This is a genomic window from Kitasatospora sp. NPDC042419 (assembly GCF_056437345.1).
Window position 1 is genome coordinate 117,488 of sequence record NZ_JBWKAW010000026.1, and the last position, 20,705, is coordinate 138,192.

Below are 20,705 nucleotides of genomic sequence, written 5' to 3' on the forward strand. Positions count from 1 at the left end.
TAAGGGCGACCGCCACCAGGACCTTGAGCCGGTCGTAGGGGACATCGTTGTTGTTGCGATCCTCGGCATCCCTGAAGGCGACCGCCACACCGGGTGCCCATGACGGTGCCGAGGGTGCCCTGCGTGTTGCGTTCCTCGGCCGCCCGAAAAGACGACTGCCACGAGCGTCTGGCGACGATCGAGCACGAGCTGGGCCGGTTGCGATCCTCGGCCATCCCAAAGGGCGACCGCCACCCGGCCCCACCCTCATCGGCTCCGGCTGGGTGCGCGTTGCGATCCTCGGCCGCCCCGAAGGGCGACCGCCACTGGGCGGTCTCGTCGTTGAGCGGCACCGTGCCCCGGTTGCGATCCTTGGCCGCGCCGAAGGGCGACCGCCACGTGAGACGACCGGGCGCGCGCAGATCCGCCCGCAGCAGTTGCGATCCTCGGTCGCCTCGGAGGTCGACCACCACCATCACCGTGGACCAGTACGGCCAGGCTATGGACACGTTGCGATCCGCGGCCGCACTGGGAGCGACCGCCGCCTACGTCCAGGACGGCCTTACCCAGCTGCTGCTGGAGTTGTGATCCGCAGCCGCCCCGAGGAGAGCGACCGCCACCGGCACGCGCGGCGAGCGCGGACCACACATGGGGAGGTTGCGATCCTCAGTCGTCCCAGTGGGCGACCGCCACCTGTTCATTGCCGCCGCCCCAGGAGTAGGGGACATCATGGCGATCCTCGGCCGCCCGACGGGCAACCGTCACCGGGTCGCGCGTCGTACGCGGCGCGGTCGGTACGAGTTACGATCCTCGGCCCCCGAAGGGCGACCGCCACTACGTCGTGATCGGCGAGGCGATCGAGACGCCCGAGTTGCGATCCTCGGCCGCCCCCAAAGAGCGACCGCCACCGGCGCGATGGAAACGTTGAACACCGCGGTGTTGTAGTTGCGATCCTCGGCCGCCCAAGAGGGCAACCGCCCCCTGACGTTCACCGCGGTGCCAGCCAGGGTGACGGTGTTGCGATCCTCGGCCGCCCCGAAGGGCGACCGCCACCTGACGACCGCGGCCGCTGTGGTCGACGGCATCGGGTTGCGACCCTCGGCCCCCGAAAGACGACCGCCACGTCGAGCTGGCTCTGGTCGAGGCCGTAGATCGCGAGGTTGCGATCCTCGGCCGCCCCGAAGGGCAACCGCCACGACGCCGGCGGCGTAGGCGGCGAGTCTGGCGGTCAGGTTGCGATCCTCTGCCGCCCCGAGGGGCGACCGCCACTTGGTCGACACGTCCCGGACGGCCCGGATGTGCCTGTTGCGATCCTCGGCCGCCCGGAAGGGGGAAACGGCCGCACCGCGAGGCGAGAAGCGATTCACTGTTGAGTTCTCAAGTTGCGAGGCAGTTGCCTGGGTGGTGCGGGAGGGTGATCAGTCCACCAGCGCAGTGAGAGTGACTCCTTCCGGGACGTCCGTGTCGACGGTGACCTTGTAGTCGGAGTAGGAGCGTGCTGCGGTGTGGCCGAGCGGGGTGACGTGCACGCGCTCCAGGAGCTTGTGGGCGGGAGTCTGGCCGTAGGCGTTGGAGTGGCTGAAGACCCAGAGGCCGCGGAGTGCCATGGAGGCGCGGGCGGCGGCGCGGTCGTGTTCCAGCATCATCTCGAAGGCCTGCCAGAGTGCTTGGAGGTCTTCGCTGGTGACGCCGGTCTTGGCGGCGAGCGGGGCCGAGAAGTGGCCGGCTCCTCGGTAGAGGCCGTAGGGGACGATGTTCTTGGTGCCCATCTCGGTCTGCTTGGTGGCCAGGTCCTCGACTCGGGTCGGGGTGACGCGGGTGATGGGGACTTCGATCGTGCTGACAGGGTCGATGGACCTGCTGAACGTGAGCTGCAGGGGGCCCTGGACGCGGCCGGCGGTCCGGTCTCGGTTCTTGCCGGTGGTCATGACCGCGCCCATCATGCGGACGTCGAAGAAGGTCTGGCACATCCAGTCGCGAGCTTCGGACTCGTTGGCCGCGCCACCGGTGTCGTAGGCGCGCTCGTGCTGGGCGTTGAGGGCGACGCCGGCTTCCACGTAGATGTCGTAGCCGGGACGGCCGGCATTCAGGAGGGCGACGGTGTTGCGGATCTTTCGCTTGAGGGCGACGTCGGTGACGTAGCCCTGCATGGTGATGGGGTCGGTGCGGGGGGCGCCGCCGTTGTCGGGGTCGCCGTTGGGGTTGCCGTCGACGATGTCGAAGAGGAACACGAAGTCGTGCTTGCGCGCGGGGTCCAGGTGGGCGGGGATCGTCATGGTGGGTTCTCGCTTTCCGGTGGGTGGGTGGTCAGGCGGTTTCGGAGCCGGCTGGGGCGGCTTCGATGAGGTCCGAGACGTCGAAGAGCGCACTGGCCTCGGCCGGCTGGGCCTCGCCCGCTTCGGCCGCCTCGTCCTTGGCCGCCTTGTAGGCGCGTGCGGCGGTGATGTCGGCGGCCCGCTGGTGCTCGTAGCCGAGGACGAAGCGGCCCTGCTCGGGGACGGTGAGCAGCAGGGGGACGTCGTTGAGGTGTTGGTAGATGTCGCGCATGCGGGCTTCGAGGGCGTTGGCGGTGGGGTTGCTGCGGCGGCGGATGATGCGGAGGTGGTTTTCGGCGCCGGCGCGGAGGTTGGCGAGGACGGTGGCGGGGCTGCTCATGGCGGTGCCGAAGTATTTGTCGGTGATGGTGGCGTTGACGGTGCGTCCGGTGTCTTTGGCGGCGCGGCGTTGGACGGCGGCGAGGGTGGCGAAGAGGCGGCCGCACATGTAGGCGGGGTCGTTGGCGTTGAGGTCGAGGCCGGGCATGCCGTGCTCCTGGGTGTGGTGGCGGGTGAGGGCGAGGCGCAGGAGGGCGGTGCGGGGGCCGTCGATGCGGCGGTCTGCGCGGATGCGGGCAAGGAGTCGGGGGAGCATCCAGGCGGGGGGTGGTGTGCCGTGGAGGGCGCTGTGGAGGAGTGCTTCGTCGAGGCCTTCAGGGATGGTCTTGGGGTGGTACTTCTTCTCGGTCTTGACCCATCGGGCGCAGGCGAGGGTGAGTCGCCAGAGCGGGTAGGCCTGGTAGCGCGGGTCGGTGTCCGGGTCCGGGTGGTCCTGGGTGGTGTGGGGTGACCAGGGGTCGAGGTACCGGTGGTCGCGGAACCAGCGGCCCAGGCAGTCCTCGATGACCGGGAGAGGGACGTCGATCCAGTCGCGTACAACGACGCGTGAGGAGTTCGCACCGAGGGTGGCGGAGTAGAACATGTTGACGTCGGCGGAGTATTCGGTGGTCCCGGTGCCCGGTTTGAAGATCTTCCCGATGAGGTTGGCGACGTCCTCGGGCTGTGGGTCGTCCAGGTTGCCGAAGTGGTTGCGTTTGACGGGTTCGCGGGTCCACCAGACCGTCACCGCGGTGTCGGCGCGCCTGCGGTGTTTCGGGTCCGCGAGGAGCTCTCCGAGTGAGGTGGTGGCGGCCGTCCCGCACCTCTCGCACAGGGGCGTGGCGGCCAGTCCGGCGGTGACGCCGGCGCGGCCTTGTGCGGCGGTGTTCACGCTGACGAGCTGGGTGCTCTTGGCCTGCTTGGCGGGGATGGCGCCCATGGCGATCGAGATCGGCACGGTCGCGAGCAGCGGGCGTTCGTGTCCGCAGACGAGGCACAGGCCCGTGTTGCCGGCTCCTTTGGAGTCGCTGACCTTGTCCGCCCAGAACTGGAGGGCGCTCGGGTGTTGGTGGGCCCACTGGCCGTCATTGCTGATGGCGACCAGGTCGCCGGCGGCCATGTCGGCCGGGATGTCCATGGTGGTGTCGAGGAAACAAACGACGGCCTCGGCGGTGGGGTCGCCGGGGTTGGCGGCTGCCCACTGCCGGGCGAGGTCGGCGAAGGCCGTGCGGCATTTCGCCGCCCGGGCGGCGTCCTTTTCCTTGACCTCTCCGGTCTTGGGGTCGGCCTTCGGTACGCCGAAGACGTACTGGGCGTTGTCGGCGAGCAGGCACGGTGCGATGGCGACCGTGCGGGTGGAGGTCGGCACGGCCAGGCGGAGCGCGGGCTGGCCCTTGGGTACGCGCATGTCCTGGAGGTCCGCCAGGTCGCCGTCGAGGAACACGGCCCATTTGATCGTCGCCGGTTTCGTGTAGGAGTGTTCCTGGTCGGCGACGCGTTCGATGAGGCGTTGCAGCAGCATGGTCAGGCTCCGGTTCGCCAGGAGCCGGCGGGCATGTGGACCTCGTCGTCGCCCAGGGGGCGCCGCGGCACGTGGAGCACGCCGTTTTCCAGGCGGGCGCGGAACCAGTGGTAGGTCTCCTGTCCGCGGTCGCCGTACCTGATCGAGTGCAGCATCACGCCGAGCTCCTCGGTGCGCTCGATGGGGCCGGCCTTGGAATCGGCGGGGCTGCCGGGCCACGATCCGCGGGGGCCGAAGCCCGCGGAGAACTCCCGGCAGCCGAGGAAGGGCTGCGAGAAGCATCCACCGCGCTCGGTGCGGCGCCGCAACTGCTCCCTGTACTTGGCAGCCGGCGCCTTGGCGCTGCGGGTCGGGATGATCTGGGTGTTCACCCGGTAGGCGACGTCGCGCAGCGCCACGGTGTTGCGCTGGTCCCGGTCATGCTCGACGTCGTAGCGCTCCCTGTGGTCCGCGCGCAGGGCCTTGATGCGGGGTGCGGTGATGACGGACTTGACCTCGTTGCGTCGGACGTTGATCCAGTCGATCGGGGTGAGGACCTCGATCGACTGGATGACGTACTGCATCTCCGGCTTCCAGAAGATGGCGCTGAGCGCTCCGACAGCCGCGGAGGGCGTCATGACGGGGTAGCTGACCCGTTCGACTTTCAGTTCGGGTCGCGTGAAGCAGGCCAATGGTCCCCACAGCTCGACGGTCACCGGCGGCTCCGGCCAGTGCGTCTGGGCATGGCTCGGCAAGGAAATCACCCTCTCCAGGGCAATGTGACGATATGTCAGACACGGACCGTAGCATCACGAGCACTCCTATGAAGCTGCTTCCCGAGAGGGCTTGACAGCCTCAGCGGCACCGTGACGCCCACGGCCCATGTCGTTGCCGAATGTGTATCAGGGGTCACTGACAATGACGCCCCCGCCGGCAAGCCGACGGGGGCGCGAACGTGCTGACAGACACCAGCACGCCTGTGTTTCGATCCTCGCCACCCCTCCGAGGAGGCGGCGCCACGGTCCGGGAGCCTACCCAACACGCCCGTTCCGACCCGGCTGTCCCCGCCGGACCGCAGTCAGGCCTCCGCACGCTCAGGGCGAGGAGGCGCAGGGAGTCCCTCACGACGTGGCCAGCCGACTCGCTTCCGGGCGAGAGTGGTCGGGGCCGGCAGCCGCCCGGGGCACCGCTACCGATTCGGCGGCTCGATGCCACGCTGTGGATGGTAGGGCCCGACCCACTCGACGAGGTCGTCGACGATGAGCTTCGCGTGGCCGGCTGCCAGCGCGGCGTCCGCCTCGGCCTTGGGGATGCCGGCGATGTGGGGCTGCAGGACGCGCGGGGTCTCGGGTCCGCAGGGCTGGCCTGTGCGGAGCATGTCGATGGCGGCACGGGCCGCGGCTTGTTCCTCGGGTTTCAGCTCGGGCCGGACGTGGACGACGCTCGCCGTGCTTTCGCCGATCATGACGAACTGCTCCGCCACGGCCGGGAAGTCGAGTTCCCGGCGCAGTGCCTCGATCGGGTTCCCGAGGTTGGCGAGGCCCTGGAGCCGGTATCGGGTCCTGGAGTAGTGGACGAGTGCGGTGAGGTTGTCCGGGTCGGCCTTGTCGGGGCCGTCGCCGAAGCGGTTGTTGGCGATGCCGAGCGAGAGCCTGTACGACGGGTCCGGGATCCGGCCGCTGTCGTGGGCCTTGAAGACGACGACCGTCCCGCGGTGCAAGTGGCCCTCGCGGTTGCAGCGGCCGGCCGCTTGCTGGAGGTTCTCCGGTGGGGCCCATGCGCGGAAGACGATCGGGAAGTCGAGGTCGACGCCGGCCTCGATCAGCGACGTCGACACGACCCGGACACGCTGCTCGGCCGCCAGGAGCGTGCGGATCTCCTCGATCGTCTCCCGGCGGTGTCCCGACGTCATGCGGGTGGACAGGTGCAAGGCGCCCGCGGGCAGCTGTTGGTGGACGGCGTTGGCGTCGCGGGTGGTGGAGACGACCATCAGCATCTGCTCGTGCCGGGAGGCTTCGCCGGCCATGGCGGCCAGTGTGGTGTCCTCTCGCCACTCGTAGCGGACGCGTTCGAGAGCCGAGAAGAGCGGCGCGGGATCGGGAATGACGTGCCGGTGCCTCGTGCCGTCGATGCTGCTGAACTCGGGCTGGGTCGCGGACGACAGCAGCACCGTCGTACCGAACCGCTCGGTCAGACCCCTCAGTGCCGAGAGAATGGGAACCAGCAGCCGATCCGGCAGCGCCTGGACCTCGTCCAGGACGATCACCGATCCGGCCAGCCGGTGGAGCTTGCGCATCCTCGACGGCGAGCGACTGAAGAGCGACTCGAACAGCTGCACCGTGGTCGTGATCACGAACGGCGCGTCCCAGTTCTCCGCCGCCAGGCGGGCCCAGCCCGCGCGGCCGAGATCGACGGAGGAGTGGTGTTCGAGGACATCCCGCTCGCCGAGCATCCTTCGGTAGACGGAGGCGTTCTGCTCAGTGATGCTGATGAACGGCACCGCGACGATGATCCGCCGCTGACCGTTGCGCGCGGCGTGGCGCAGCCCGAACCCAGCCCCGGCCAGTGTCTTCCCCCCGCCGGTCGGAACGTGCAGCCGGTAGATCCCCGGCCCGCCGTCCGCCGCGGCGACGGCCTGCTCGTAGATGTCCGTGCGGATCTTGTCGATCCGCGACGGCTTCCGGCCTGCGAGCATGGCCTTCCGAGCTTCCTCGAACCGCTCGGCAAGGGCAGCCATGTCCGCGTCCGGCCGAACATACGGCGAGCGGCCGCGAAAGTGCGCGTGGGTATCCAGGTGGTCCGCGTCGACGACACAGCTGAACAGCATCCGGACCATCAGGTCGACATCAGATAGGCCGTTGCCGCCGTCGGGGTTGGACAGCCAATCCGGCACCGCGATCCCCGCAGACTCAATCTCGGGAACGTCCGCCGCGACTCGGCGAATCGCCCCGTCCAGAACGCCAGGCCGTGCCCGAAGCTCCCTGACCAGAGCCCGCAGCTCACCCCCGGACCGCAAGCCCCCATGGTGCCCCTCCACCACCCCGGCAAGAGGCCAAGGCAAACACTGCACTGCGAGATGGACCCCCGCCCGCTTGTGATCGATCCCGACCCTCGCTCCGGAACCGGCGACCGCTACCAGGCGGTCCTGCCACGCACAGGCACCCTTGCCGACATCATGGACAAGCGCCAAGTACTCTGCTGCGGCGGCCATTCCGAACACCGCACCGAACCCAGCAGCCAGTGCAGCAGATCCACGAAGATGATTACCCAACAGATGCCACTGGCCTGCGTCGTTCGGCGAATGAGCATATAGAAGCCTGTCACGCATGACCTAAAAGCCTAGCGATCCGCTACGACATGAGCGTGCGACGGCGATCAGGCCCCAAGCCGAGCAGGCATAGCAACTCTCATCATTACAAGCCCAGACCGGTTGGATGGCCGCCTCAGTACCGCAGTCTGAGCAGCCTCGAAGGGCGGCGGCCATCAGGACCCACAGCGCGAGGAGCCAGCACCGTTGCCGTTGCGATCCTCGGAAGTCCCGAAGGACGACCGCCTGTTGGGTCTCGAGGCGCCTGCCCAGGGCAGTTCGACGTGTTGTGATTCTCGGCCGTTCTGAAGGGAGACCGCCACGCAATGCCACCAGGCAGGGTGACGCCTTCAATCTTGTTGAGATTCTCGGCTGCCCTGGAGAACGACCGCCGCAGGTCTGCAAACGCCCAGCGCAGCCGGCCCGGGCGATCCGGTGCCAGACCACCGGGAGGTGTCCGACCATGCAGTGTGCATCCACAACGAGTTGCAATCCTCGGTCGCCCCGAAGGGCGACCGCCACACGAGCGCTGCCTTGCGAGCATGCCGGTCTTGGCGTTGCGATCCTCGGCCACCCCGAAGGAGACCGCCACGACGACGCCCTCGGCCAGGTACCACTCGCCGAGGATGTCGCGATCCTCGGCCGTCCCGAAGGGCGACCACCACCGCGGCACCAAAGCCGATACCCCAGGGGCCGGTGATGTCGCGATGCTCGGCCACCCCTGAGAGCGGCCGCCACCCGCCAGGCAGCTTCACCCGCGTCTCCGGCTTCACATAGTTTCGATCCTCTGCCGCCCAGAGGGCGACCGCCGCCAGCAGCCCGCAGAAGTCCCCTCAGTACAAGTACACGTTGCGATCCTCGGCCGCCCCGGCGGGCGACCGCCACCTTGCCCAACGCTGAAGCCGTCCTTGGCTATCTTCTTGCGATCCCCGGCTGCCTCAAGGAGCGACCGCCACCGTCGGTGAGCACATCTGGTGGTCGCTGTACCAACAGTTGCAATCCTCGGCCACTCCGAAGAACGGCCGCCACTCCGCGCATTGTGGCACGAGGCGCTGAAGCATCACTTTGTTGCGATCCTCGGCCGCCCCGGAAGACGACCGCCACCTCTCTCCATCAGCGCAGACGTCAACCATGGCGAGGTAGCGATCCTCAGCCGCCCCAGAGGGCAGCCAGACAGGTCGCACAGCAGAAGCCACGGGTAGTCAGAGCCGGGGTTGCGATTCTCGGCTGCCCCAAAGGGCGACCGCCACTCGTGGACGGGCCGGACGCGATTTTCGGCCGCCCTGGGGAGCGACCGCCACCACGCGGAGCGCGTCAAGCCGGGGCCAGACGAGGAGTTGCGATCCTCGGCCACCCCGGAGGGCAACCGCCACCCGTCGCACTGGTACCCCCGACCCGCTCGACCCGGATGTTGCGATCCTCAGCCGCCCCGAGGGGCGACCGCCACTCCCCTACGCTTGGCCGACCGACGCCACCGGCAAGGCGTTGCGACTCTCGGCCGCCCGGAAGGGTGACCGCCACCGCGCGGCGGCTGGTACGGCCACAGCCAGGTACCAGAGTTGCGATCCTCGGCCGCCCTGGCGGGCGACCGCCACTCGTCCAACAGCTGGGCCCCCACGTACTGAGTGTTGCGAGCCCCGGCAGCTCCGAAGAGCAACTGCCATCAGTCCGCTGACTGGCGCGGCTCCCTCACCAACAAGTTGCGACCCTCGGTCGCCTGAAAGACGACCGCCGCCTGCCGTGGTTCACAGGCACCAGCACCTGGCTGATGGTCCGTTGCTCAGCCGCCCCAGAAGACGACCGGCACGGCCCGGCGGGCGGGGGTCCGACGGCTACCTACCCGTTGCGGTCTTCGGCCGCCCCGGAAGGCAGCCGTACCCTGGCCGGTCATCTCCCTTGGTCTCGTAATCGGCGTTGCGATCCTAAGAACGCCCCGAAGGATGACTGCCTCACGACCCTCGATATTGCGAACCCAACCAATGCCGCCATGGCGATCCTCCGCAACCGCGGAAGGGCGGCCACGTTCGGCGGCCAGCATCACAGACGGAGTCAGAATTGTTGCGATTCTCGACTGTCTCGGCGGATGGACGCCGCATGGCTTCCCCGACCGCCGGTGCCGCCAAGAAACTAGTAATCGGTATGGAGGAGTCAAGCACCAGCGCGGCGTCACTTTGGACGCGCAGCCGGAACTTATCAGGCTGAGGCCATACCGCGGAGGAACACCGCTCAAGTTGGCCTCGCTGAGGCGACAGTTCAGCCCATAGTCACCCGGCGATGCTGAACGGAACGGGTTGTTCGTGTAGAAGAGCGAGCCTCATACAGACGTTCTGGTACGAGCTCGGGCTCTCCGTTGTAGGTTTGGCCCAGTCATCAGCGCGGCCCGCCGGGCTTCCCGTCAGGGACATGCCCCCACCCGCACGAGTCACTTCGTGCTGCCTGGGAGCATGTCTTGCTGTTCCGCGACTCCGCGTCCGCGGTCGCTGCCGAGAGCCTGGCCGGATCACTGTTCGTGCGTCTCATCGACCAGTTCGTTCACAAGCACGGCCACAAGCCTAGCCCGTCCGAGGTGCGTTCCTGGGAGCGCAGCATCCCGGCTCTGACCAATGTGCTCCTGGACGCCGGGCTCGGCATGGTGGAGGTGCTCCTCGAGTACTCGCTGCCGCTGAACAGCAAGCGCGCGGACGTCATACTTGCCGGCGTCCACCCGGGCACGGGCGAGCCGTCGTACGTGGTGGTCGAGCTCAAGCAGTGGAGCAGCGCGCTCCCGGAGGACGGTGAGCCGCTGCTGTGCCGGGTCGACGCGTACACCCGGCCGGTGCTGAACCCGATCGAGCAGGTCCGCGGCTACTGCGACTACCTGATCTCCTTCAACGGCGCGCTCGCCGCCCGTCGCGAGCGGCTGTCCGGCGTGGCTTTCCTGCACAACGCGACGGAGTTCGGCGTCCAGGGCCTCTACGAGGTGCCGCAGGACGAGCGCGGCCGGCTCTTCACCGCGGAGCGCCGCGGGGAGTTCGTCCAGTACCTCCGTTCGAAGCTGAAGCCGGTCTCCGGCGCTGAGGCGGCGGACGAGTTGCTCGCTGGCAAGGTGGCACCGTCCAAGCAGTTGATGGCGGTCGCCGCCGAGGAGGTCCGCGAGCGCGAGCAGTTCGTGCTGCTGGACGAGCAGCGGGTCGCCTACGAGCTGGTCCTGCGCGCGGTTCGCCAGGCGCAGCAGTCCGATCACAAGGAGGTCGTCGTCATCACGGGCGGCCCGGGTACAGGGAAGAGCGTGATCGCGCTATCTCTTCTCGGTGATCTGTACCGGCGTGGAGTCACGGCTCTTCACGCGACCGGGTCCAGCTCGTTCACCACCACGATGCGCCGGGTCGCCGGGGCGCGGAAGCGTGAGGTGCAGGACCTGTTCAAGTACTTCAACAGCTTCATGACCGCCGAGCGCAACGGTCTGGACGTGCTGATCTGCGATGAGGCGCACCGGATCCGGGAGACGTCGGCGAACCGCTACACGCGGGCTGCCCAGCGCACGGGGAAGGCCCAGATCGAGGAGCTGATCGACGCCGCCCGGGTGCCGGTGTTCCTGCTGGACGAGCACCAGGTCGTGCGGCCGGGCGAGATGGGCACGGTGGCCCAGATCCGGGCGGCCGCCGCCGTGAAGGGCTTGGACTGCCAGGTGGTGGAGCTGGACAGCCAGTTCCGCTGCGGCGGCAGTGACGCCTACCTGAACTGGGTGGTGCGTCTACTGAACCTCGAGCCCGGTGGCCCGGTCGGCTGGGAGCCCGACGGCAAGGTCGCCCTGGAGGTCGTGGACAGCCCCCAGGAGCTGGAGGCGTTCCTCGAGGCCCGGCGCGCCGAGGGGTACGGGGCCCGCATGTCGGCCGGGTACTGCTGGAAGTGGACGACGAAGGTGGCTCCGGGCGACCAGCTCCCTCTCGACGTGCACATTGGTGACTGGGCCCGGCCGTGGAACGTGTACGGCGACCGCTCGATCGCCGGTGCCCCACCGGCCGCGTTGTGGGCCACCGACCCGGCCGGCTTCGGCCAGGTCGGCTGCGTCTACACCGCCCAGGGCTTCGAGTACGACTGGAGCGGCGTCATCCTCGGGCCGGACCTCGTCTGGCGCACCGACCGGTGGACCACCGACCGCACGGCCTCCAAGGACCCCGTCTTCCGCAGGTCCACCACCGACGCCGACATCGACCGCCTGATCCGCAACACCTACAAGGTGCTGCTGACGCGAGGAATGATCGGCACCATCGTGTACTCGACGGACCCGGAGACGCGGGCCAAGCTTCGGGAGCTGGTCACGGAGCAGGTGGGACAGACCGCGATGGAGCAGAGCGACCCACGGCCGATGACCACTCACTGATTCCGGGCAGGACACACGGTCCCGTCGATTCTGCGCGATCGGGAACGGGCCACCCGAGATGGAGTCGGCCGTACGGTCGCTGACCAGTCAGCGACCGTACGGCCTCTGTCAGCCCGAAAGCGCCGGGGTCAGGGGCTCCCGGGCCTCACCCCGGAAGACCTGTTCGGCGTGCCACAGCCGGTGCCGGCCCGCGACCGGAGGAACCCCCGCTTGCGGGCCGATGACCGGCCGGCCGGCCAGGGCGAGCACGTGCTGCCTGCTGGCCTCGCTGCGCCCGACGAAGCGCCGCGAGACGAGTATGCGGCGGCCCTCCCCCAGGCCCAGGACGCCCTTGTCGAAGAGCTTGTGGTGCAAGCGAGCACAGGCACAGGCCGTTATCGACCTCGTCCGGCCCGTCGTACGACCACCAGCGCACGTGCGCCGCCTCCAATCCGACCGTGCTCGCACCCAGCATCCCGTCGTAACCGCAGAAGGCGCACTGGAACTCATATGCGGTCAGGACGAGTTCGCGCATCCGCCGGTCCCGCTGACGGCGCGCCGCGCGCTCCCGCCCGCCCGTGCCGCCGGTCACGCCCGCGGCCTCGGCCGGGTCCAGGTCGAGGCCGACGGCTTCGCACAGGTCAGCGTGCAGTGATGGCGGGAAGTGGAAGTCCAGCAGTACCCGCGCCAGACGGCCCAGGAGCGCCGGCTCTTTCCTCAGCGCCGTTCGCAGCTCGGACGCGAGCCGTCCGGTCGCGCCGCTGGAGCGCAGGACCCGCACGCCACTCCCCGGGCTGCCCGGCCCCTGGTCGGTCCGGACCTCGCAGACGCCGTCACTGACCAGATGGTGGAACGGGTACGCGGGGGTGGTCGGATGGGACGGCCCGTACTCCTCGAGCAGCCGCTTCAGCTCCTGCTCGACAGCGCTGTACCGCACTTCGCCGTCGGCATCGCGCTGGAAGCTGCCCAGCGCGTACAGCAGCAGCAACGGTTTGTGCGGCGCCCGAACGTCATTGTTCGTCCACCGTCTCAGCTTCGCCACCCGCTCTAGCCAGTCCATGGCCGTCAAGGGTATTTCGCAGCACCGACGCTGCCTTAGCTGAGGGGCTTCATGGCAACGGGGCCCCACCTATGCAACCGGCCGTCCGGTCAGGCATGCGGCGAGCTACCGCCGCCCTGGCACTTCACGGTAATCAGCCGCGGTGGGCTACGGGCCCGCGAGTCCAGCCCGCCAGCCTGTCACGGACGGCTCACACCAAGCCGCGTGCCAAACGCGATCACCTCGGAGAGGGGCCTCGCGGCGGCCGAACTAGTTGCGACGCGGCGCGTCCGCGCTGAACGGATGAGCAGCGGGTGTCCTCCTCGCGCCTTGGATGCTGAGCTGGAAGACGTCCATGCCTGGGCCCGGATCGGGGCGATCGCTGGGGCAGGGCAGGCCAGCGTGACAGATACGAACTGGTGTGCGATGATGACCATGGTTTCATAAATCGGCCCTCACTTGAGGTATGGTTTATGAAACCTACGGTTGCTTGGAGGGGTCCTTGCAGAACGTCAGCCCCTGAGTGGTGCGCGGAGCGGCTTGCCCAGCTCGACCTGTCGGTCGACCTGTTCCACGTGGTACTCGACCTGGCTGCGGCAGATGCCCGCAGCTGCACCGATCTGGACGCTCCTGCGATGCAGGGCGTCACCTTCTGGAGCCGTACCAACCGCTACATCGCCGAAGCGCTGACCCTGGAAGGGTGGGAGTACACGAGGCGCGACAGCATCCTCCGCACGATTCACCCCTCGCGCAGCCATGTGGTCACCGCGATCAGCGCAGCCGGCGGCGTCGGGGACCTGACCGCGACGGTCCGCTCGAAGAACCCCAAGGGCCCGAAGATGGCCCAGCTCGTGGAGCGCAATGGCCAGTTCCTGCTGCTGAGCCGCGATGAGGTGATCTACGGCCGGGAGCTCGACGACATTCCGACGTGGTGCCTGCTCTACAAGCGGGAAGAAGGCAAGATCGTTGCGGAGCTCTCCTTGCCGGTCAAGATGAACGGGAAGTTCGTCGACGAGTGGCAGGAGCGTATCCCGTTGCATCTGCCGGACCTCGGGGACCCTGGTGTGGACATCGCCCTGCTGGACGGCCCCGGAGATGACAGCGGTCCGGACGTAGTGGTTGAACTGCTGGGGGGCTGACAGAGCGTCGCAGAGAGACATGGGAGCTGAGGAAAGTGTTCACGCCTGAACGGCTGGTTCTGGCACGCAAGCGCCGGCGGATGACGCTTGCTGCGCTCGCGAAGGTATCGGGCGTCTCGGCGCAGAGCATCACCGCGTTCGAGAACCACCGGAAGCCGCCGTCGGCAGAAACACTTTCCTCGCTCGCCGTGGCCCTGCGCTATCCCGTGTCGTTCTTCGAGGCGCCGATCCCACCCGAGATGCTGCCGGATGCTGTCAGCTTCAGAGCACCTTCGAAGATGAGTGCTCTGGAGCGGGACAGCGCGCTCAGCTCCGGTGCGGTGGCCGCCACCCTGAACCTCTGGTTGCAGGAACGTTTCAAGCTGCCGCAGCCGAACGTTCCCACCTATCCTCATCTGTCCCCGCAGGAGGCCGCAGAGCAGGTCCGGGCCCATTGGGGCCTCGGCGAGGAGCCGGTACCCAATCTCGTTCACCTGTTGGAGGCCAATGGCGTGAGGGTGTTCTCCCTGGCGCCGGACTGCCTGGACGCGGATGCCTTCTCCACGATCAAGGGGGGCACACCGTTCGTCTTCCTCAACACGCGCAAGACCGGCGAGCGCGGGCGCTTTGACGCTGCGCACGAGCTAGGTCACCTGGCGATGCACTGTGAACATCGCATCCCGCATGGACGTGATTCCGAGAACGAGGCCAACGACTTCGCGTCTGCGTTCCTGATGCCGTCCGCGGGCATCAAGGCGCAGAAGCTCCACAACGCTTCTGTGGAGCGGATCCTGAGCGCGAAGCGACGCTGGGGTGTGTCGGCGATGGCCTTGACCTACCGCTTGCACAAGCTCGAACTTCTGTCGGAATGGCGTTACAGCCAGACGATGAAGCAACTGGCGAGCATGGGCTACCGCAACGCCGAGCCTGACTCGACGATGGTGCGTGAAAGCAGCCAGCTGTTGGCCAAGGTCTTCGACGCGTTGCGCAAGCCTCCTGTGGCCATGTCCCCGGCTGATGTCGCTGCCCAGATGAACATCTTCCCGGAGGAGCTCAACGACTATGTCTTCGGGCTCGTTCCGGTCGGTGTCGCCGGGGGTGGCGAGCAGTCCCCGCCGGTTCGGCCTGGCTTGCGTCTCGTCCGCGGGTAGCGCTCTCCTAGCAGCGGGCCGAAGTCGTTCCTGCCGAGGTCTGCCCCGCTTCTCACGATGAGGGGATGAGGAGCCGGGCAGACCGTCGACGTCCTGTGCCGTGAGCCCTGTGGAACCGCTGTGGTTCCCCCGGCAGTGGGCTCCCTAGGAGGGGCCAGTCCAGTCGGACCCGCCCAGACGGGGCATCGGCAGCCACGGCTTCGGCAACCCCGTGGGCGGTACAAGGGTCGTGGTGCACCAGTTCATGGCCTGGCGGGCCGGCCGGGCTTCCTCCGTGTGAATGTGACGTCCTTTCGCCAGGCTTGGCTGCCCTTCCGTCCAGGGCAGGCGAGGTTGTAGCAGCGCCAGTACCAGCCCTTTGTGCCTCGTCGGAGGTCGACCTGGTCCCTTCGGCAGGAACCGCACCGCGGCGGTCGGGCGAAGTCCTCGGCGTGCTCGTGGTCGAGGATCTTGCGGGCGAAGTGGGCGCCTCGCACGGTCAGCATGATCTCGCGGGAGTGGCTTTGGGAGAGGGCGTTCAGGCTGCCGAGGAGCACGGTCTTCTCGTCGATGACGACGATCTTCTGGTGCATGACGTTGACGGGGATCACTGAGGGGGTGACGGCTTTCAGCTCGTCGAGGTACTCGGTGAAGCGCTGTTGGTTCTGGTCGCTCTGGTCCCGGACGAATACGGTGACCTGCACGCCGCGTCGTACGGCGTCCTCCAGGGCGGGGAGCAGGCTTCGCACGCGCTTGGCGACCCACGGGGTCCAGATCCAGAGGGAGTGCTTGGCTTCGGCGAGGCGGTCGGCGAAGGTCTTGTAGAAGGAGACCTCGTCCTGGACGTCGGCGATCTCCACGTGCCGGCTGAGGATGTCCGCGAGGCGGGCGCCGACCGGGCCGAGCCCGGGAGCTTGCGCTGCGAGTGGGGTGACAAGGCCAGGGGCTCGGAGGGTGCGGACGGAGCCTGCTTCGACGAGCCCTCGGACGGCGCCGAGGGCGCTGTCGTGGGGTGCGGCCAGGATGCGGCTGCGGCTGCCGATGAGGTACAGGCGGTTCTGCACGCGGGTGGTGGCGACGTTGAACAGGCGGACGCCGTTGTTGGCCCAGTCTCCGCTACCTGGGCGGCGTGAGGCCTGGGCCATCCACATAGCGCGGCTGTGTTGGTCCTCGACGAGGTCGAAGATGACGACGGGGAATTCGCGTCCTTGGAAGCGGTGGGCGGTGCCGACTTCGGCGAGGAGTCCTGAGTCGCCTTCGATGTCTCGCAGGGCTGCGAGTGTGGCTTCCGCTTGTGCTCCGTAGGGGGTGACGATGCCGGTGGTGTCTCCGTCGGCTCGGTGGAGTTCCACGAGGGTGCGGGCGAGGAGGAGTCCGGCGGGCCACCATCCGCTGGACGGGCCGAGGCGGTGGATCTGCGCGAGGTTTCCGAGCCCGTCGGTGTCGACGATGACGATCTCCGCGTCGTCCCGGGCCTTGGCACGTGCGCGCGCCTGGACGGTGGGCCCGCCGGTGAGCAGGCCGTCGTAGGCGAGGGTGTTGGCCAGGCGCATGACGTCCGGGCCGAAGCGGTGCTGGACGTCGAGGCTGATGCATCCGGGGTTGGCGCGGGCGGCGGCGGGCGTGTCGATGCGGCAGTGTTCGAAGACCTCGGTGAGGAGCCAGCGCCGGATGTCGGGGCGCTGGTTGCTCTTGAGTCCTTCGGGGAGCACTGGGCCGAGTTGCATGAAGTCACCGAGGAGTACGGCAGTGCTCTTGGCCTTGGCGACGGCGAGGAGGACTTCGGGCAGGGTGGCGGCGCCGACCTCGTCGACGAGGACCACGTCGTAGGGGCCTTCGAAGACGGTGGGGTTGGTGCGGAATCTGGCGAGGGTGGTGGCGACGAGACGGGCTTCGCGGATGATCTGGCCTTGCGCGTCGCGGGCGAGGCGTTCGTACTGTTCGTGGAGTTCGCGGTGCTGCTTGATCAGTGCGGCTTGGCGGGCGTTGTCGGCGACGACGAGGGCTTGGAGGGTCTGGGCTTCGCGGTGGGTGGCAGGGTGACCGCGGCGTTCGGCTTTCTTGACGTCGTCGGCTGCGGCGAGGGTGAGGCGCAGTTGTTCGTCGAGGTGGACGATGCGGGCGGCCGCTTCCTGCTCGGCGTGGCGGGTGTGGTGGAGGACGGTGTCGGCCTCGACCAGCTCGGCGTCGATGGTGGCCAGGTCGTCCCTGGTGAGCGGGGTCTGCCGGCTGAGGCGGGTGACGGTGGCGTGTGTCTGGAGACGGTGACGGTCGGCGAGGGCGCGTGCTTGCCGGGCTGTGTCGAACGTGCTTTGGTGGCGTGCGAGGGTGGCGTCGCGGTGTTTCTCGGCAGCGGCGATGGCGGAGCGCGCGGTGAGTTTGGCCAGGCCCTTCTTGGCTTCGAGGTCGTCGAGGGCCTGCTGTGCCCCGGCCAGTTCCTGCTGTGCGAGGAGTGCGCGGGCTTCGACGCCGGTGGCGGCTTCTTCCACGTCTGCGGCTTTGGCTTCCAGGGCGTCGATCTCGGCCCAGATGGCACGGTGGCCGGCGGCGTTGTCGCTTTTCTGTCGGGCCTGTCGGGCCCGGTCCTCGACACGTGCGAGGAGGGGCTGAAGGTCGCGGTGCTGGTCGGAGTACGCGGCCAGTTGGGCGGTGAGGTGTTCCGCGGCGAGGGCGGGATCGTCGACGCGGCGGCGTTGCCGGGCGTACTGGTCGGCGTCGAAGTCGGCGAGGCGGAGGGTGAGCGCGGCGAGGTGCTGCGCCCGTTGCTTCTGGGCGCCGAGTTCGGCGGCGACGGCTTCGCGTTGCTCGTCGATGGCGGCGAGCCTTGCTCTCACCATGAGCGGGAGGCAGACCTGAGGATCGTCGGCGATCTGTTTCAGGTGGGGCGGGCCGACGCGGACGAGTTGCCCGGGAGAGTGCCTCTGTTCCTTCACGACGCCGAGGAGGGCGTTGTCGACGGCGATGTTGGTCGCCGACACCAGGAGGACGCGCTTTCCGGTGGCGATGAGGTCGCTGATGGCACGCTTGAGGACGGAGGTCTTGCCTGTGCCGGGTGGCCCCCACACGAGCCACAGGCCGGTGCCGACGCAGGCACGGTAGGCGAGGTCCTGGGCCGGCAGGAGGGTACCCGCCGGCAGACCATGGGGGGCGAGTCGCCCGCCGGGTTCACCGCGGGCGAGCAGGCCGGCGAGGCCGTCGTCGGTGAGGCCAGCGAGGCCGTCGCGCAGGGACTTGATGAGGAAGGTCGCCGGTTGCTGATGGAGCCACAGGCACGGGTCTTCGGGGTCCGCGAAGTCGGGCACGCGGATACGCAGTGCAGTGCCGTCGTGGGTGACGTCCAGGACGGGGTGGCCGTCCTCGACCGTGTTCTCGTCCGGTTCTGCGAGACGGAGGCTGTCGGCTTGGAGCTGGTCGGCGTTGATGGTGAGGCCGCGGATATCGACGGCGTACTCGCCGGGGCCGGCGGCGACGGCACGACCCAGAACCCGCCAGGAGGGCTTCCGACCGGTGCCGCCCTCCATGGCGAGCCAGGAATCGACCGCCGTCACCGCTTCCTCGCGCCAGCCCACAGTCCCCCCAGAGCACGTCCTCGATCGCCTATGTCCTACCACCGAGGACGGTTCGTCGGAGGAGCATTGCGAAGATTCCCGGCCCTCCATCTCCTCGGGCGGGCCCGTGCACGCCACCGAGCTATCCAGATCCGCACAGATTGGCGAAAGCCTGCTGATCAAGGCCCAAGCGCCGGCCATCCCATGGGCACGTGGGTCCACACTGGCCATGCGTTCACCTGCACTCCCGAAGGAGGACGTCATGCATGGCACTGGAACCATCTACAAGCGTTGCGGCTGCCGGGACCCCCGTACCGGCCAGCAGCTTGGGAGTCTCTGCCCGGAGCTCCATCGTCGCGGGCATGGCTCCTGGTATCTCGCCATGCCGAGGCAAGCGGCCGTCGACGATCGCCGGTCCCGGCTACGTCGAGGCGGCTATCGCACACGGGCTGATGCCGAACGCGCGCTCAAGCGCCTACAAGACCACGATCACGTCCACGAAGGCGGGCTCCTCACAACCGGCCAGTGGCTGCAGCGCTGGTACGTCATCGTCGAACCGCACCTGCGACCGTCGACCGCCCGCGGCTACCGTCAGCACTTGGAGCAGTACCTCATACCACTTCTCGGCCGCGAGCTGCTGTGCGAACTGACCAACGAGACGGTCCAACAGGCTTTCAGCACCATCGTGCGCCGCCACCAGAGCATGGGCCGACCGGTCAGCGCCAGCACCTTGCGTCGGGTGCAGGCAACACTGCGTGCTGCCCTGAACCTCGCGGTGCGCAGCGGCCTGTTGACCACCAACCCGGCTCGCCACATGGACTTGCCGCAGGCGCCCCGACCGCGCCCGGTGGTCTGGACGGACAACCGGGTCGCGGAGTGGAGGCGGACCGGCGAGCGCCCTCCTGTTGCCGTGTGGACACCCGTCCAGACCGCCGCGTTCCTCGCGTCGGCGAGCGATCACCGGCTGTACGCCCTCTACCACCTGTATGCCCTACGCGGCCTCCGCCGCGGGGAGGGCGCAGGGCTCCGCTGGTCGGACTTCGATGCCTCGGGTCACACACTCACAGTCGTTCGGCAACTACAGCAACGGGAGAACGGCCGACTGGAGGTCTGCCCCGTGAAGACGCGCGCCGGCGAACGGACGATCGCCCTCGACAGCAACACCATCCATGTACTGAATACACACCGTAACCAGCAGAGGAGCGAGAAACAGGCCGCGGGAATTAGCTGGAATGAGTCCGATTACATTTTTACCGATGCTTACGGACGTCCACTGCGCCCGGACTACATCGGCCACGTCTTCCAGACCATGGTGCGCAGAAGCGGGCTACCGCCAGTCCGACTCCACGACCTGCGCCATGGCGCAGCGAGCCTCGCTCTGACCGGTGGATCCGATCTCAAGGTCATCCAGGCACAGTTGGGGCACTCGACAATCATGACTACTGCCGACACCTACACCTCGGTTCTCCCCGAGACAGCCCATCTCAGCGCCGAGGCGACAGCCCGGGTGGTCATCGACGCAGCCCGAAAGCTCTCCCGAGGCATCCGATACCAGCCCAAGCCCCACGGGCACCGCGCGAAGGCTCGGCCGCGGTCCTCTCCAAGAGGAGTAGCGAGTAGCTCAGCGTGAGGCCTTGACGGCACGTTGCCCGGCCCTGGCGCCCCACAAGCGACCCACTGGCGACCCATCGGAGACAAGGCAGCCGCCAGGCCACGTCCCCACAGGCACAAAAAAGGCCAGCTCACGATGGGTGGCAGGCCAAAGAAAGATCCCCCGACCCAATCAGGAACTCTGCGGATTAAAAGTCCGCAGCTCTTGAGTTAGCCTCAGTCCGATGTAGCGGCGCCCAGTGCCCAGCACTCCTTACAGGCGTCACAGAACGTAGCCACGACTCTTCGCCTGCCGTCACTATCAGGGTACTCCGGGCCATCGCCCGGCGCCCTGGCCACGACCCACCGGGCAAGAACGCCACCTGCGGCGTGCACCGCAGCCGGCGCCCGAAGGAACCCCATCAACCCGGAGTGACCTGCACAGACTCCCGGCGGCAGTGGCCCATCCGCAGCGGTCACACCCATCCGGTCGCCTTCCACCCGGCATGCCCGCCGGG

At 68.2% G+C, this 20,705-nt stretch carries 9 protein-coding genes and 1 pseudogene; 4 read left to right on the plus strand and 6 right to left on the minus strand.

Annotated features, from left to right (window positions below; all coding sequences use genetic code 11):
• Nucleotides 1-1,397: 1,397 nt before the first annotated feature.
• The 4 genes from cas7c to AC067J_RS34345 all read right to left on the minus strand — a co-directional run bounded on the left by cas7c (nucleotide 1,398) and on the right by AC067J_RS34345 (nucleotide 7,441).
• Nucleotides 1,398-2,255: a type I-C CRISPR-associated protein Cas7/Csd2 gene (cas7c, locus tag AC067J_RS34330; protein WP_478305948.1), complete on the minus strand. Its 858-nt coding sequence runs from the start codon at nucleotides 2,253-2,255 to the stop codon at nucleotides 1,398-1,400.
• A gap of 31 nt (nucleotides 2,256-2,286) precedes the next feature.
• Nucleotides 2,287-4,134, minus strand: coding sequence for a type I-C CRISPR-associated protein Cas8c/Csd1 (gene cas8c, locus AC067J_RS34335; RefSeq protein WP_478305950.1), 1,848 nt, complete (start codon nucleotides 4,132-4,134; stop codon nucleotides 2,287-2,289).
• 2 nt (nucleotides 4,135-4,136) lie between these two features.
• A complete protein-coding gene (gene cas5c / locus AC067J_RS34340; RefSeq protein ID WP_478305952.1) occupies nucleotides 4,137-4,877 on the minus strand; it encodes a type I-C CRISPR-associated protein Cas5c in 741 nt (246 codons plus the stop codon).
• Between the two features lie 425 nt (nucleotides 4,878-5,302).
• A complete protein-coding gene (locus AC067J_RS34345; RefSeq protein WP_478305954.1) occupies nucleotides 5,303-7,441 on the minus strand; it encodes a CRISPR-associated endonuclease Cas3'' in 2,139 nt (712 codons plus the stop codon).
• A 2,428-nt stretch (nucleotides 7,442-9,869) separates the two neighbouring features.
• On the opposite strand from AC067J_RS34345, the gene AC067J_RS34350 reads away from it, so the two are divergent.
• Complete coding sequence (locus AC067J_RS34350) at nucleotides 9,870-11,783, plus strand: DNA/RNA helicase domain-containing protein (RefSeq protein WP_478305956.1); 1,914 nt, start codon at nucleotides 9,870-9,872, stop codon at nucleotides 11,781-11,783.
• A 108-nt stretch (nucleotides 11,784-11,891) separates the two neighbouring features.
• Here the strand turns inward: AC067J_RS34350 and AC067J_RS34355 are convergent.
• Nucleotides 11,892-12,822, minus strand: a pseudogene (locus AC067J_RS34355) (phosphorothioated DNA-binding restriction endonuclease).
• A 554-nt stretch (nucleotides 12,823-13,376) separates the two neighbouring features.
• Here AC067J_RS34355 and AC067J_RS34360 point away from each other — a divergent pair.
• Together AC067J_RS34360 and AC067J_RS34365 are read left to right on the plus strand one after the other, a co-directional pair.
• Nucleotides 13,377-13,940 carry a hypothetical protein gene (locus tag AC067J_RS34360; RefSeq protein ID WP_478305958.1) on the plus strand — a complete coding sequence of 188 codons (564 nt, stop codon included), beginning with the start codon at nucleotides 13,377-13,379 and terminating at the stop codon, nucleotides 13,938-13,940.
• A gap of 35 nt (nucleotides 13,941-13,975) precedes the next feature.
• Nucleotides 13,976-15,070 carry a helix-turn-helix domain-containing protein gene (locus tag AC067J_RS34365; RefSeq protein WP_478305959.1) on the plus strand — a complete coding sequence of 365 codons (1,095 nt, stop codon included), beginning with the start codon at nucleotides 13,976-13,978 and terminating at the stop codon, nucleotides 15,068-15,070.
• A gap of 242 nt (nucleotides 15,071-15,312) precedes the next feature.
• On the opposite strand, the gene AC067J_RS34370 is transcribed toward AC067J_RS34365, so the two are convergent.
• On the minus strand, nucleotides 15,313-18,597 hold the full coding sequence (locus AC067J_RS34370) for an AAA domain-containing protein (RefSeq protein ID WP_478305961.1): 3,285 nt from the start codon (nucleotides 18,595-18,597) through the stop codon (nucleotides 15,313-15,315).
• Nucleotides 18,598-18,859: 262 nt separating this feature from the next.
• Here AC067J_RS34370 and AC067J_RS34375 point away from each other — a divergent pair, with 262 nt between their 5' ends.
• Nucleotides 18,860-20,227, plus strand: a complete 1,368-nt coding sequence (locus AC067J_RS34375) for a tyrosine-type recombinase/integrase (RefSeq protein WP_478305962.1) — start codon at nucleotides 18,860-18,862, stop codon at nucleotides 20,225-20,227.
• The last annotated feature ends 478 nt before the right edge of the window (nucleotides 20,228-20,705 follow it).